We start from the raw sequence: 12,798 nt of genomic DNA on the forward strand, positions 1-12,798 counted from the left end.
GCGCGCCCGGTGGTGCGCCGCCGCGGCGACCGCCCGGCCCGGGCGTTCGCGCAGAACCGTCAATTCGCCGTGCCGCGGTTTGCCGGAAACGCATCGTGCGGCGTGACAGCACTTCCGCGGTGCTTATAGTGAGCCAACTCGTTTTGAGCACCGCCGGATTTCCCTTTTCCACAGAACGGAAAACGGCGTATCGGTCCTCGCATGTTGTTCCCGACTGCCGCAAGGAGCCCGACTCACGTGTTCAGCAAACACCTTACTGGTAGACCGGCGACAGCCGTGACAGCAGTGGCCGGATTCGCCTTGACCGTCGGCGTCCTCGCCGGTTGCACCTCGCATGCCACCGCGACCGCCGATTCCGTGGGCGAGGATTTCATCCGGGGGACGTACGACAAGAGCGTCGCGCGACTGGTTCCTTCGGACATCGCGGGAAAGGGCGGGATCGACGTGGCGAGCGGGCCCGGCTATCCGCCGTTCTTGCTGCTCGCCGAGGACGGCAAGACCCTGGCAGGCGCGGAACCCGAGCTTCTGCGGGCCGTCGCCGACGTGCTGGGGCTGAAGGTGAGGTTCGCCGACGTCAAGTTCGACGCGATGATCCCCGGCCTCCAGACCGAGCGCTACGACATGGTCGCCGCGGCGCTCAGCATCACGCCCGCCCGGCTGAAGCAGGTCGACTTCGTCAGCGAGTACTCCGGCGGCACCTCGCTGATCGTGGACGCGGGCAACCCCGAGAAGCTGACCCTCGACACGATGTGCGGACACACCATCGCCGTCATGAAGGGCAGCATCTACGCCGAGAACTACATGCCGACGTTCGACCGGGACTGCGTGCGTGCGGGCAAGCCCGCCATCACCGTCTCGGTGTTCCCCGCCCAGGCCGATGCCACGCTCGCGGTCAGCAGCCGCCGCGCGGACGCCAGCATGTCCGACTACGGCCCGCTGTCCTACATCGCGGGGCAGTCCAACGGCCGGCTCGACGTGCTGAACGCGAACTACCTGCCGACCACATGGGGCTACGCGCTCCCGAAGGGCTCCGCCCTGGCGCCCGCGGTCGCCGCCGCGGTGAACAATCTGATATCCGACGGCACGTACGGCAAGATCCTTGCCAAGTGGAAAGTGAACCAGGGCGAGATCGCGAAGTCAGAGGTGCACACCGATGGCCAACGCTGAAATGCCCTCGCTCGCGCAAAGAACCGGCAGCCCGGACGGCGGCGTGCTCAAGGTCGCGCGCACCCGGCATTACGGGCAGTGGATCGCGACCTTCGTCATCATTTCCCTGGCGGCCCTCGTCGTCAATTCGCTGATCACGAATCCCCGCTATCAGTGGGACGTCGTATTCAGCTATTTCCGCGATGTGCAGGTGGTGCACGGACTTGTCACGACGATCGTCCTGACCGTCGTCGCCATGGTCGTCGGAATCGTCATCGGCGTCCTGGTCGCGGTCTGCCGTGATTCCAGGAACCGGTCCGTCGCCGCCGCGGCGCTGGCCTACGCCGGATTCTTCCGCGGCACGCCGCTGCTGGTGCAGTTGATCTTCTGGTTCAACCTGGCCGCCCTGTACCCGGTGCTGTCGCTCGGCGTCCCGTTCGGCCCGACGCTGGTGTCGGGTGAGGCGAACACGCTGATCACGCCGTATGTCGCGGCGATCCTCGGCCTCGGGCTGAACGAGGGCGCCTACATGTCCGAGATCGTCAGGGCCGGGCTCCAGTCGGTCGACCCCGGCCAGACGCAGGCCGCGCAGGCGCTGGGCATGCGCAGGGGCCAGATCTTCCGGCGCGTCGTGCTCCCCCAGGCCATGCGGGTCATCATCCCGCCCACGGGGAACCAGACGATCTCGATGCTCAAGACGACGTCGCTGGTCAGCGTCATCGCGATCCCGGAGATCCTCTTCCGGGTGCAGGAGATCTACTCGCGGACGTACGAGGTGATCCCGCTGCTGATCACCGTCAGCCTCTGGTACCTCGTGGTGACCACCGTGCTGAGCACGGGCCAGTTCTACCTCGAACGGCATTTCAAGCGCGGTGACACCCACTCCCCCGAGCCGTCGCTGCTGGCGGCGCTGCGGGCCGGGATCGTCCCGCGCAGGGCGAGGGCCGCCGCGCCGACGGGCCCGGCCGGCACCGAGGGAGGCCGCGCATGACCGCCGTCTCCACCCGGCCGATGGTCGAGGCCGTGGGCGTGCACAAGTCCTACGGCGGCAATCGCGTCGTCAAGGGGATCGATCTGACGGTCGCGGAGGGCGAGGTGCTGTGTCTCATCGGCCCGTCGGGGTCGGGCAAGAGCACGTTCCTGCGCTGCGTCAACCATCTGGAGAAGATCGACGCGGGCAGCATCAGCGTCGCCGGCGACCTGGTCGGCTACCGCGAGCACAACGGGTGGCTGCACGAACTGCGCGACGCGGAGACCGCCAAGCGCCGCAGCGAGATCGGCATGGTCTTCCAGCACTTCAACCTCTTCCCGCACATGACGGTGCTGGAGAACCTGATCGAGGCCCCGCTCCGGGTCCGCCGGGAGAAGCGCGGGGCGGCCGTCGAACACGCGCGGGCGCTGCTCACCCGCGTCGGGCTCGCCGACAAGGCGGACGCGTACCCGCGGGCGCTGTCCGGCGGGCAGCAGCAGCGGGTCGCGATCGCACGGGCGCTCGCCATGCGCCCCAAGCTGATGCTGTTCGACGAGCCCACCTCCGCGCTCGACCCGGAGCTGGTGGGCGAGGTGCTCGACGTGATGCGGGGTCTCGCCGCGGACGGCATGAGCATGATCGTGGTCACCCACGAGATCGGCTTCGCCCGCGAGGTCGCCCACACCGTGGCCTTCCTCGACGACGGCGTGGTCGTCGAGAGCGGCCCTCCCGAGCGGGTGCTGGGCAGTCCGCGGCACGAACGCACCCGTTCCTTCCTGGCGAAGGTCCTGTCATGACAACTCATCGAATCCGGAAGGAAGCACCGTGAGCAACCCGCTGGAGACCTTCGACGTGGCCGTCGTCGGCCTGGGCGCCCTCGGCAGCGCCGCCGCGTACCACCTGGCCAAGCGCGGAGTCCGCACCGTCGCGTTCGAGCAGTTCGACCTCGGACACGTACGGGGCGCGTCGCACGACACCTCACGCATCATCAGGACGTCCTACGGCGCGACCAGATACGTCCGGCTCGCCACGTCCGCGTACCAGGACTGGGCGGACTTCGAGAAGGTCGCGGGCGAGCGGCTGGTCACGGTGACCGGCGGGGTGATCTTCCTGCCCGCCGACGGCCCCTACAGCGCCGGTGACTTCACCGGCAGCCTGACCGAGGTCGGCGTCCCGTACGAGCTGCTGGACCCGGACCGGGTCCGGGCGCGGTGGCCGCAGTTCGACATCCCCGAGAACGTCGAGACCGTCTACACGCCCGACACCGGGATCGTGAACGCCTCCCGTACGGTGGCCGCGCTCCAGATGCAGGCGCGGGCCCACGGCGCCGAGTTGCGGGCGCGCACGCCCGTGACGGCGCTGAGGCCGGGCGGCGCGGGCACCGTACTGGAGACGGCGGCCGGTCCCGTGCGGGCGAGGAAGGTGGTCCTGGCGGCAGACGCGTGGACGAACCGGCTGCTCGCCCCGCTGGACGCCGCGATACCGCTGGAGACGATGCAGGAGCAGGTCACGTACTTCAAGCCCGCCGACGCCGAGGCGTTCGACCCCGACCGCTTCCCGGTGTGGATCTGGGAGGACACCGACTGCTTCTACGGATTCCCCGCCTACGGCGAACCCACCGTCAAAGCCGCCCGCGACGTGTCGAACAACCTGATGACGCCCGAGGACCGGACCTTCGAGCCGTCCGCCGAACTGCTCGACCAGCTCTCGGCGTTCATGGGCGCCACGATCCCCGCCAGCGGCCGTGTGCTGCGCACCGTCACCTGCCAGTACGCGATCACGCCCGACCGGGAATTCGTGCTGAGCCCGCTCGCGCGGTACCCCGACATCATCGTCGCCCTCGGCGCGGGCCACGCCTTCAAGTTCACCCCGGCCATCGGCCGCATCCTCGCCGAATTGGCGCTGGACGGTGAATCCACCGACGACATCTCGGCGTTCGCCGCGCCCGGCGCTGCCGCCTGACGGTCTCACAGGCCGGCGTTCCGCGACGGCCGCCGCGGAACGCACAACGGCCCGCCGACTGATGTCGGCGGACCGTCACGGTACTTCGAGGCCGGTGAGCCTCGGTGGGCGATACTGGGATCGAACCAGTGACCCCTTCGGTGTGAACGAAGTGCTCTCCCGCTGAGCTAATCGCCCGGGACGCCTCGAACCATACAGCGCGACGGGCCCGCCGTTCAAACCACATGCGCGGCGTCGGCGGCGAGCCGCGCGAGCAGCCCGTGGCGTCCGCCGCGCATCATCAGCGCGTGGTTGGCGAGGAAGAGCGGGCGGCAGGGGACGGAGAGCAGCCGCATCAACGGCTTGCGGACGACGACTTCCTGTTCGTAGAGCAGGCGGGTGCGGGTCCCCGGGAGGCCGCCCGGCGTGATCGTCCAGCGGAACCAGCCCTCCAGGTCGCCGGTCATCGCGGCTTCCAGGACCCGCGTACTCGGGTCGTGCCGGACGGATCTGGCGCTGACGACGAGGTCGTACGGGAGGAGGGAGCGGAAGCGCAGCATGCCGGTGGTGTCGCCTGTCTGCCGCACCTCGCGGATCTGGGGCCACCAGACGGGGTAGTCGTCGGGCCGTTCCAGCACCCGGTAGACGGCGTCGGGGTCCGCGTCGAGCTGCCACGTCCTACGGAATCGGTAGTGACTCCAGTCCATACCGCAAGTGTGCGCGATCGAATCCGCGTACGGCGCGGGAACGCAAAGGATCCCGGGGAGCGGTGTGGAAACCGCTCCCCGGGATCCTCGAATCCGGTGGGCGATACTGGGATCGAACCAGTGACCCCTTCGGTGTGAACGAAGTGCTCTCCCGCTGAGCTAATCGCCCGGACGCGTGGACAACTTTACCGCACGTGGGAGGGGCCTCGGACCAGGCTCCCGAGGGCCCGCGACGGGCGCGCGGGGCCTAGCTGTCGGCCCAGGGCGTGTCGAGGCCGAACTGCCACAGGTAGCACCCGGCGAGTCCGGCCAGGGCGAGCACGGCGGCGGTGGTGAGCAGCAGATTGCGCCGCCGTACGCGGGGGTCCAGGGCGGCCCTGGCGGCGTCGGCGACCTTGCGGCGGGTCCAGCGCAGGACGCGCTGGGCCCAGGCGAACTCGGTGGCCCAGATCGCCATGCCGCCGAAGATCACCACCCAGCCGGGGCCGGGCAGCGGGAGCAGGACGACTCCGCCCGCGACGACGGCGAGGCCGACGAGGAAGACGCCGACCCGCCAGGACTGGTGCAGCAGCCGTGACTTCCTGATGAAGCCGGGGGCCCGTGACCCCAGCCGCGAATCCTTGGCCACGGCTCCATCGAACTCGTCACTCTCCGCAGTCATACCGGCAATTTACCCGACCGGCGTTCGTCACCGAAATGGCTGATCGGCCCGTCTCGGGACTAGGCCGGACGAGGTACCAGAAGCCTCACAAACCCCTCAGAGGGGTTTACAACGTCCTCGCAGGTGGCATGTCGATTTCGCCGACGTGCGAATCCCCGAGCGCACACTGAGCGAAAGGCCCTGGCGCTTATGAACACCACGGTCAGCTGCGAGCTGCACCTGCGCCTCGTTGTGTCGAGCGAATCCTCACTGCCTGTACCCGCGGGCTTGCGGTACGACACGGCCGATCCGTATGCCGTGCACGCCACCTTCCACACCGGAGCCGAAGAGACGGTCGAATGGGTGTTCGCCCGCGACCTGCTCGCCGAGGGGCTGCACCGCCCCACCGGCACCGGAGACGTCAGAGTCTGGCCGTCCCGCAGCCACGGTCAGGGCGTCGTCTGCATCGCCCTCAGCTCCCCCGAGGGCGAAGCGCTGCTGGAAGCACCGGCGCGGGCCCTGGAGTCCTTCCTGAAGCGGACGGACGCCGCGGTTCCGCCGGGCACCGAGCATCGTCACTTCGACCTCGACACCGAGCTCTCCCACATCCTCGCGGAGAGCTGAGACCCAGCCCGTCACCGCAGTCCGCGGCCGTCCTACTCGGGGGGACGCCCGGACCCGACCAGCGGAGCCGGACGCTCGCGCCCGGCCCGGCCGCCTGTCATCTCGACACGACTTCGCACGCGATTTCGCTCATGACATCGCTCGTGACGTCGCTCGCCGCGACACGCACGACACCGTCACCCGTCGCGTACGAGACACGCACGACAGCCGTCTCCGTGGGGCCTGCACCCCCACGGCGGCGGCTTTCGCGCGCTAGAGTCACCGGAACGCAGCCGACCGATCACGCCGGCAGGGAGCAGTTCCGTGCTGATCAACCATGACACCAGGTGCGCGCTCGACAGCGTCGTCGACCTCGTCAACACCGCGCCGCAGATCGAGGGCCGGGAATCGCTCGCGGACGTCGCGGACCTCCGCGGCTTCGTGGAGCGCAACCAGGTCAGCGAGGTCGGACGGCTCGACGAGCGCGACCTCACCGCCGTCCACGCCGTACGCGCCCGCTTCACCGCCGTCTTCGGCGCCGCCGACAACGCGACGGCCGCCACCATGCTGAACGCGATGGTCGCCGAGGCGGGCACCACACCGCGGCTGACCGACCACGACGGCTACGACTGGCACGTGCACTACTTCGCGCCGGGCGCCTCGCTGGCCGACCACCTCGCCGCGGACTGCGGCATGGCGCTGGCCTTCCTCATCGTCGCCGGGGAACGCGACCGGCTGCGGCGGTGCGACGCGCCCGACTGCCGCCGGGCCTTCGTCGACCTGTCCCGCAACCGCTCACGCCGCTACTGCGACAGCCGCACCTGCGGCAACCGGCTCCATGTGGCGGCCTACCGGGCCCGCCAGCGCGAGGCGAGCGCCTGAGCGCGGGCGGCACGAACAGCCGACCGCGGACGCCGCCGCGTGCGTCCGCCCCCGGCCCGCGGCGTCAGAGCAGCAGCAGGTCGTAGATCGCGCCTGCCCCGAGCAGCCCTCCGATCACGCACAGGAACAGCATCAGCGGGGGCTGCGAGAGGGCGTACAGGCACCCCTGCGGCTCTCCCTCCCCCGCCCTCGCGGCGGGTTCACGACCCTCGGCGCGCGGGCCTGGAACGACGTTCTCGACAGTGGATTCGGCACGGTCCGGCCGCGGAGGGGAGAGACGATCCCCGGAGGTGGGCAGCACAGGCCGATGATCGCGCAGAGAACGATCACTCGTCTCCCAACACGCCAACTCCCAGGGGTGTTTCGGACCCCCACACCCGTTCGAAGAGGGCCGTGCGGCGCACGCCTTCCGGTCAGATACCGCGCCGCTTGAGGATCTCCTCGACGTCGGCGAAGTCGGACAGACCGCTGTCCGCCGAGGCGCGCCGTTTCGTGCTCGGGCGGGAGGAGGCGGGCAGCGCGGGGCTGGAGGCGCCGGGCACGGCCGCCGGGGGCTGCTGCCCCTCCTCGGGTCCGACGCGCGCGGCGATCAGCCGGGTGACGCCGTACAGCAGCACGGAGACGCCGATGACGCCGAAGCCGAGCCAGACGGTGGGCTTGAAGATCAGGTCGGCCGCCCAGTCGCCGGTGGCGGTGCCGATCTTGCGGCCGAGGGTCACGAGCCCCGCCATGGCCAGGCCGACCGGCAGCAGGGACACGGCGGCGATGCGGGTGGCCCGCAGATAGCGTCGGCGGTAGGCGGTCTGCACGGCGATGGCCAGGCCCGCGGCGGACAGGACGGCGCATAGGGCGGTGGTCAGCATCCCGAGGCTCCTGCGGCAGTTGCGGATGGCCCCGTGAGGTCCGGCCAAGGGCCCGCACGAGGTCGCGTCCTCCCATCCTGCCTCGACACGGGCGCGCGAGGCCACGGCGGGGGGCCGGGTTCAGGGGGATCTCGGGGGTGCCTCCTCCCCGAGTGGGAGACTTGGACCATGGATCAACCCTCCCCCGCCGTGTCGCGTCCCCCCGTCCTCGAGGTCTGGTGCGAGCTCCAGTGCCCGGACTGCCGCACCGCCCTGGACGACGTCCGTGCGCTGCGCGAGCGGTACGGCGACACGCTCGACATCCAGCTCAGGCACTTCCCGCTGCCCAAGCACGCGCACGCCCTGGCCGCCGCGCAGGCGTACGAGGAGGCGTACGAGCAGGGCAGCGGCTGGCCGTACGCGGAGGCCGTGCTGGCCAGGGTCGAGGAACTGGACAGCCGCGGTGAGGCGGTGCTGGTCGAGGTGGCGCGCGATCTCGGCCTGGACGCCGACGAGGTGGACACCGCGCTGATCGACGGCCGCCACCTGCTGGTCGTCGACTCCGACGAGGCGGAGGGCAAGGCCATCGGCGTCACCGGCACGCCCACGTATGTGATCGGCGGCGAGCGTCTGGACGGCGGCAAGAGCCAGGACGGGCTGCGCGAGCGGATCACCGCCATCGCCGACCGCCTGCTGGCCGAGGCGGGCTCGGCCGTCCCCGGCCCCGGCCCGGCCACCGGCGACGACGGGCAGGTCTGCCGGATCCCCGGCCGCGACTAGACGACCGGCGCCGGGCCCATCGGGGTCGGGATCAGACGCGGGCAGCGGGCACGGGACCGGGCTCGGGCTCAGACGCGGGCAGCGGGGTCGGGTCCGGGCTCGGGGTCGGGCTACAGCAGCGGCTTCGTCAGGTGCCGCACCGTCGTGCCGTAGCCCAGCGACTCGTACAGCCGCAGCGCCGGTGCGTTGCCCGCGAAGACGTCGAGGGCGACGGCGGGGGCCCTGGCCTCCCGGCAGGCGTTCTCGGCGGCGAGCATGAGCGTACGGCCGTGTCCGCGGCCCCGGTGCGCGGTGTCGACCTCGACGGCCAGCACCCACGCGGGCGCGGCACGGTCGGCCTCGTCGTACAGCCGCAGCGCCACGCGGCCGACGGTCACACCGTCGTGCGCGAGGGCGTACAGCGCGGCGCCCGGAGTGTCCCGGCCGCGCGGCAGCACGTGGTCGAAGGCGGCGGCCTCGCGGGCCGCCGCCTGCTCGCGCGGCATGCCGCGGTCGACCAGCGAGGCGATGAGCTCCTCCGCGCCGTGCTCCCGCCACGGCCCGTACTCGGCGGCGGTCAGCGGGCGCGTGCGGCTGCCGGGCGGCAGCGGGTGCGGCGGGGCGGGCTCGCGCAGCGGCTTGAGCATGCCGCGGGCGCGTTCGACGTAGCCGAGCGCGGTGGCCAGCCGCAGCCCGTACTCGGCCGCGGCCGGGACCGAGACCTCCGCCCGCGCGCAGCCCCACAGCCGCAGCACCTCCTCGGCGGCCAGCGCGGCCACGGTGCCGCGCCCGCGCCGCCGGTCCGGCTCGTCGACGGCCAGCGCCGCGATCCGCCCGGTGCCGGGGCCGAGCCCCAGTTCCGCGCTCAGCTCGACACCGCCGACCGGGCGGCCGTTGACGCAGACGGTGAAGGCGCGGGCGCGACCGCCGTCGGGCGCGCGCCGCTCCGGGCCCGCGGGTCTGAGGGTCGTCGTCATGGTCGCGCTCCCGGGATGTCGCCGTACCGATCGCATGGGGTGCCGGGTGACGTTCTACCGCGCCCGGCCGCCGCCGTGCCGGGACTTGGGGGACCTACGGGTTCGGATCGGCCGCCGCGCGCTCGGCGAAGATCCGCATGGCCTTGGCCGTGACGGGCCCCGGAGCGGCGGACAGCCGACGGTCGTCCGTCCGGTGCACGCCCTGCACATCGCGCAGCGACGAGGTCAGGAAGATCTCCTCCGCCCGGTCGAGGACGTCGAGCGGCAGATCGGTCTCCTGCGCGCCGGTCCAGTCGATCACCAGCTCGCGGGTGATCCCGGCCAGGCAGCCGGACGCCAGCGGCGGGGTCAGCAGCCGGCCGTCGAGGACGACGAAAACATTGGACCCGGTGCCCTCGCAGAGCCTGCCCCGGGTGTTGGCGAACAGCGCCTCGCTGGCGCCGTGTTCGTGCGCCCGCGCGAGAGCGACGACGTTCTCCCCGTAGGAGGTGGTCTTGAGCCCGGACAGCGCGCCCTTCTCGTTGCGCGCCCACGGGACGGTGACGACGGCGGTGGTGTCGGGGCGTACGGACGCCTCGCCGAGCGCCACGACCAGGGTGGTGCCCGCGTCGCCGCGGTCGGAGCCGAGCGGCGACGGGCCGCCGGTGTACGTGATCCGCAGCCGTCCGAGCGGCATCGGGTTCGCGGCGAGCACGGCGTCGCAGGCGCGGCGCACCTCGTCCTGGTCGGGCTCCGGCAGGCCGAGGCCGCGGGCGGACCTGGCGAGCCGCTCCAGGTGGCGGGTGACCGCGAAGGGCCGGCCCTCCACGGCCTTGAGCGTCTCGAACACGCCGTCGCCGACCGTCAGTCCGTGGTCGAGCACCGACACGGTGGCGTCCGCGGTGTCCCGCAGTCCGCCGTCCACCCAGATCTTCACCGAAGCATCCCTCCGCTTGTCTCCTGGACTCCCGACGCTACCGCCAGCAGCCTGGCCGCCTTCAATTCGGTCTCGGCCCACTCGCCTTCCGGATCCGAACCCCAGGTGATCCCGGCGCCGGTGCCGAAGCGCAGCAGGGGGGCGCCGGGGGCCGTCCTGTCGATCCAGAACGTCCGGATGCCGACGGCCAGTTCACCGGTCCGCCGGTCGGCGTCGACCCAGCCGATCCCGCCGCAGTACGGGCCGCGCGGGGCGGTCTCCAGCTCGCCGAGCACCCGCAGCGCGCTCGACTTGGGCGCGCCGGTGACCGAGCCGGGCGGGAAGGCGGCGGCGAACAGCTCCGGCCATCCGGCGTCGGGGCGCAGCTCGCCGCGGACGGTGGAGACCAGGTGCACCAGGCCGGGGTGCGGCTCGATCGCGCACAGCGCGGGCACGGTCACCGAGCCGGTGGCGCAGACCTGGCCGAGGTCGTTGCGCACCAGGTCGACGATCATGACGTTCTCCGCGTGGTCCTTGGGCAGCAGCTCGTCCGCGGTCCGCGCGGTGCCCTTGATCGGCCCCGACTCGACCGTCGCGCCGTCGCGCCGCAGGAACAACTCGGGCGAGGCGGTGGCGATCTCGACGCCGTGCGCGGGCAGCCGAATCGTTCCGGCATACGGGGCCGGGTTGCCGCGGGCCAGGACCGCGGACAGCGCGTCGATGTCCGGGCCGCCGTACCCGCCCCGGCTCTCCGCCTCGGGCAGCGGCGCGGTCAGGACCCGGCAGAGGTTGACCTGGTAGACCTCGCCGGCCGCGATGCGCTCGCGGATCGCGCGCACCCCGGCCACATAGGCCGCGCGGTCCAGCGAGGAGGTCCACGCGGCGGGGTCGGGGCCGCGCCAGGGGCGGGTCCGGGGTGTGGAGGGGGCGGGGTCGCGGCGTACGTCGCCGAAGCGGGCGCAGACCGTACGGCCCTCGAAGTCGGCGGCGACCGCCCAGAAGCCCGTGGAGTCGAGCGCGCTCAGGTCCGCGGTGACATCCCGCAGGTCGGAGGCGACGAGGCCGCCGAAGCGGGCCATGGGGGCGAGGTCACGCACGGGGCTTCCCTGGTGGACGGCGAGTGGACGACGAGAGGGCCGAACCGGTGCTCGGCGGCAGGTGGAGCCGAGTCTAGGCGGGGCGCCGTCGCGGTGCTCCGCCGGTCATGCGCCCGTCATTGGCCCGGCACGCTGCGGAAACCAGTTTTTGAGCTTGACCGGGAATCCGCTAGAGTTCACCACGTCGCCGGGACACGAGAGTGCCCCGGAGCTACGGCGCCTGCGGACGTGGCTCAGTTGGTAGAGCATCACCTTGCCAAGGTGAGGGTCGCGAGTTCGAATCTCGTCGTCCGCTCGACGTGGGGGATCTTCCCGAACCCCCGCTGTGTTGGTGGAGTGGCCGAGAGGCGAGGCAACGGCCTGCAAAGCCGTCTACACGGGTTCAAATCCCGTCTCCACCTCCAAGGACGATTAGCTCAGCGGGAGAGCGCTTCCCTGACACGGAAGAGGTCACTGGTTCAATCCCAGTATCGTCCACTGGACCCCACAGGGTCCTGGAGAAAGATCCCGCGCGATTAGCTCAGCGGGAGAGCGCTTCCCTGACACGGAAGAGGTCACTGGTTCAATCCCAGTATCGCGCACGCGTCATCAGCACCATCCGCGTCACCCGCACGACCGAGGACGATTAGCTCAGCGGGAGAGCACTTCCCTGACACGGAAGGGGTCACTGGTTCAATCCCAGTATCGTCCACGCGCAGGACACCGAGGGCCGGAAGCGATTGAGCTTCCGGCCCTCGGTCGTGCGGGTCCACTCGGCCGTTGCGGGTCCCCTCGGTCGCGGGAGGACCGCCTCCGTCGTCGGGATCGGGGTCAACTGGCCCCGGAAAAGCGCAATGCCCGGGTATCTCGCGATACCCGGGCAAACGCAGTCGTCCGCCGTACCCCCGTCCCCACGGGGTTCACCGGTATGTCCCCGGCCCGGACCGCTCTTCCGGGCCTGGGGCGTTGTGTCAGCGCCCCATCAGGCCGGCTACGGACGACGCTTGTGTGACCACCGCGTCCACTCCACCGAAGAAGTAGGCGAGCAGCGCTGCCAGCGGCAGCACCATGGCCGCCGCCACCAGCGGATGCCGGGTGCCGGTCGGACGGGCGCCGACGATCAGCGCCCTGCCGCCGCGCACGGCACGCGCGGTGCGTTCCACCGTGTTCGCCATGGCCCTCTCCAGAGGTGTGGTGTGGTCAGATCTTCTGTTGTCAGATTTGGGGCGGCGGACGTTTGACCTCGGGGGACGAGTGCTTCGCCCGCCGCTTGACCTCAACATTAGGGGCGCGACGGCGGCCGGTCGTCATGCCCTCGTACCCCTTTACCGGCCTCCCGGAGGATGACGGCGAGCGGCCC

At 71.3% G+C, this 12,798-nt stretch carries 15 protein-coding genes and 7 tRNA genes; 12 read left to right on the forward strand and 10 right to left on the reverse strand.

The features are described 5' to 3' along the window. The first annotated feature begins 276 nt into the window (after window positions 1–276). Genes ACFY9V_RS11035 through solA form a run of 4 tightly spaced genes read left to right on the forward strand, consistent with a single transcriptional unit; the run spans window position 277 to window position 4,078 of the window. Window positions 277–1,167, forward strand: a complete 891-nt coding sequence (locus tag ACFY9V_RS11035) for a transporter substrate-binding domain-containing protein (protein ID WP_391160838.1) — start codon at window positions 277–279, stop codon at window positions 1,165–1,167. Continuing rightward, on the forward strand, window positions 1,154–2,137 hold the full coding sequence (locus ACFY9V_RS11040; protein WP_391160840.1) for an ABC transporter permease subunit: 984 nt from the start codon (window positions 1,154–1,156) through the stop codon (window positions 2,135–2,137). The genes ACFY9V_RS11035 and ACFY9V_RS11040 overlap by 14 nt, the downstream gene beginning before the upstream one ends. Before the next feature lie 20 nt (window positions 2,138–2,157). After that, complete coding sequence (locus ACFY9V_RS11045) at window positions 2,158–2,913, forward strand: ATP-binding cassette domain-containing protein (protein ID WP_391161372.1); 756 nt, start codon at window positions 2,158–2,160, stop codon at window positions 2,911–2,913. Between the two features lie 28 nt (window positions 2,914–2,941). Further along, window positions 2,942–4,078: an N-methyl-L-tryptophan oxidase gene (gene solA, locus ACFY9V_RS11050; protein WP_391160842.1), complete on the forward strand. Its 1,137-nt coding sequence runs from the start codon at window positions 2,942–2,944 to the stop codon at window positions 4,076–4,078. Window positions 4,079–4,183: 105 nt separating this feature from the next. Here the strand turns inward: solA and ACFY9V_RS11055 are convergent. From ACFY9V_RS11055 to ACFY9V_RS11070, 4 genes are all read right to left on the reverse strand, one after another. Further along, window positions 4,184–4,255: transfer RNA gene (locus ACFY9V_RS11055), tRNA-Val, on the reverse strand. Window positions 4,256–4,293: 38 nt separating this feature from the next. Next, a complete protein-coding gene (locus tag ACFY9V_RS11060) occupies window positions 4,294–4,764 on the reverse strand; it encodes an SRPBCC family protein (RefSeq protein ID WP_391160844.1) in 471 nt (156 codons plus the stop codon). Between the two features lie 97 nt (window positions 4,765–4,861). Beyond that, window positions 4,862–4,933, reverse strand: a tRNA-Val gene (locus ACFY9V_RS11065). Between the two features lie 78 nt (window positions 4,934–5,011). Continuing rightward, complete coding sequence (locus ACFY9V_RS11070; RefSeq protein ID WP_391160845.1) at window positions 5,012–5,425, reverse strand: TIGR02611 family protein; 414 nt, start codon at window positions 5,423–5,425, stop codon at window positions 5,012–5,014. 189 nt (window positions 5,426–5,614) lie between these two features. On the opposite strand from ACFY9V_RS11070, the gene ACFY9V_RS11075 reads away from it, so the two are divergent. Together ACFY9V_RS11075 and ACFY9V_RS11080 are read left to right on the forward strand one after the other, a co-directional pair. Next, entirely contained in the window at window positions 5,615–6,028 is a 414-nt protein-coding gene (locus ACFY9V_RS11075; protein ID WP_003959770.1) for an SsgA family sporulation/cell division regulator, read from the forward strand. A gap of 303 nt (window positions 6,029–6,331) precedes the next feature. Then, window positions 6,332–6,889 (forward strand): CGNR zinc finger domain-containing protein, encoded by a 558-nt coding sequence (locus ACFY9V_RS11080; RefSeq protein WP_355332576.1) that lies wholly within the window; start codon window positions 6,332–6,334, stop codon window positions 6,887–6,889. 64 nt (window positions 6,890–6,953) lie between these two features. Here ACFY9V_RS11080 and ACFY9V_RS11085 read toward each other — a convergent pair whose 3' ends face one another. Both ACFY9V_RS11085 and ACFY9V_RS11090 read right to left on the reverse strand, forming a co-directional pair. Further along, a complete protein-coding gene (locus ACFY9V_RS11085; protein WP_355332579.1) occupies window positions 6,954–7,190 on the reverse strand; it encodes a hypothetical protein in 237 nt (78 codons plus the stop codon). Window positions 7,191–7,302: 112 nt separating this feature from the next. Next, window positions 7,303–7,752, reverse strand: coding sequence for a hypothetical protein (locus ACFY9V_RS11090; protein WP_391046554.1), 450 nt, complete (start codon window positions 7,750–7,752; stop codon window positions 7,303–7,305). A 168-nt stretch (window positions 7,753–7,920) separates the two neighbouring features. Here ACFY9V_RS11090 and ACFY9V_RS11095 point away from each other — a divergent pair, with 168 nt between their 5' ends. Further along, on the forward strand, window positions 7,921–8,511 hold the full coding sequence (locus ACFY9V_RS11095) for a DsbA family protein (protein WP_391046552.1): 591 nt from the start codon (window positions 7,921–7,923) through the stop codon (window positions 8,509–8,511). 110 nt (window positions 8,512–8,621) lie between these two features. Here the strand turns inward: ACFY9V_RS11095 and ACFY9V_RS11100 are convergent, their stop codons facing one another. The 3 genes from ACFY9V_RS11100 to ACFY9V_RS11110 form a co-directional block, all read right to left on the reverse strand. Then, entirely contained in the window at window positions 8,622–9,467 is an 846-nt protein-coding gene (locus ACFY9V_RS11100) for a GNAT family N-acetyltransferase (RefSeq protein ID WP_391160848.1), read from the reverse strand. 94 nt (window positions 9,468–9,561) lie between these two features. After that, a complete protein-coding gene (locus tag ACFY9V_RS11105) occupies window positions 9,562–10,383 on the reverse strand; it encodes an aminotransferase class IV (RefSeq protein ID WP_391160850.1) in 822 nt (273 codons plus the stop codon). Continuing rightward, complete coding sequence (locus ACFY9V_RS11110) at window positions 10,380–11,459, reverse strand: chorismate-binding protein (RefSeq protein WP_391160853.1); 1,080 nt, start codon at window positions 11,457–11,459, stop codon at window positions 10,380–10,382. The genes ACFY9V_RS11105 and ACFY9V_RS11110 overlap by 4 nt, the downstream gene beginning before the upstream one ends. 222 nt (window positions 11,460–11,681) lie before the next feature. On the opposite strand from ACFY9V_RS11110, the gene ACFY9V_RS11115 reads away from it, so the two are divergent. The 5 genes from ACFY9V_RS11115 to ACFY9V_RS11135 all read left to right on the forward strand — a co-directional run bounded on the left by ACFY9V_RS11115 (window position 11,682) and on the right by ACFY9V_RS11135 (window position 12,150). Further along, window positions 11,682–11,754: transfer RNA gene (locus ACFY9V_RS11115), tRNA-Gly, on the forward strand. Between the two features lie 35 nt (window positions 11,755–11,789). Further along, window positions 11,790–11,863, forward strand: a tRNA-Cys gene (locus tag ACFY9V_RS11120). Window position 11,864: 1 nt separating this feature from the next. Continuing rightward, window positions 11,865–11,936: transfer RNA gene (locus ACFY9V_RS11125), tRNA-Val, on the forward strand. A 32-nt stretch (window positions 11,937–11,968) separates the two neighbouring features. After that, window positions 11,969–12,040, forward strand: a tRNA-Val gene (locus ACFY9V_RS11130). Window positions 12,041–12,078: 38 nt separating this feature from the next. Further along, a tRNA-Val gene (locus ACFY9V_RS11135) sits at window positions 12,079–12,150 on the forward strand. Between the two features lie 259 nt (window positions 12,151–12,409). Here ACFY9V_RS11135 and ACFY9V_RS11140 read toward each other — a convergent pair. After that, entirely contained in the window at window positions 12,410–12,613 is a 204-nt protein-coding gene (locus tag ACFY9V_RS11140) for a hypothetical protein (RefSeq protein ID WP_355332595.1), read from the reverse strand. Between the last annotated feature and the right edge of the window lie 185 nt (window positions 12,614–12,798).

This window comes from Streptomyces sp. NPDC008317 (assembly GCF_042955955.1).
In the GTDB taxonomy this organism is placed as follows: domain Bacteria; phylum Actinomycetota; class Actinomycetes; order Streptomycetales; family Streptomycetaceae; genus Actinacidiphila.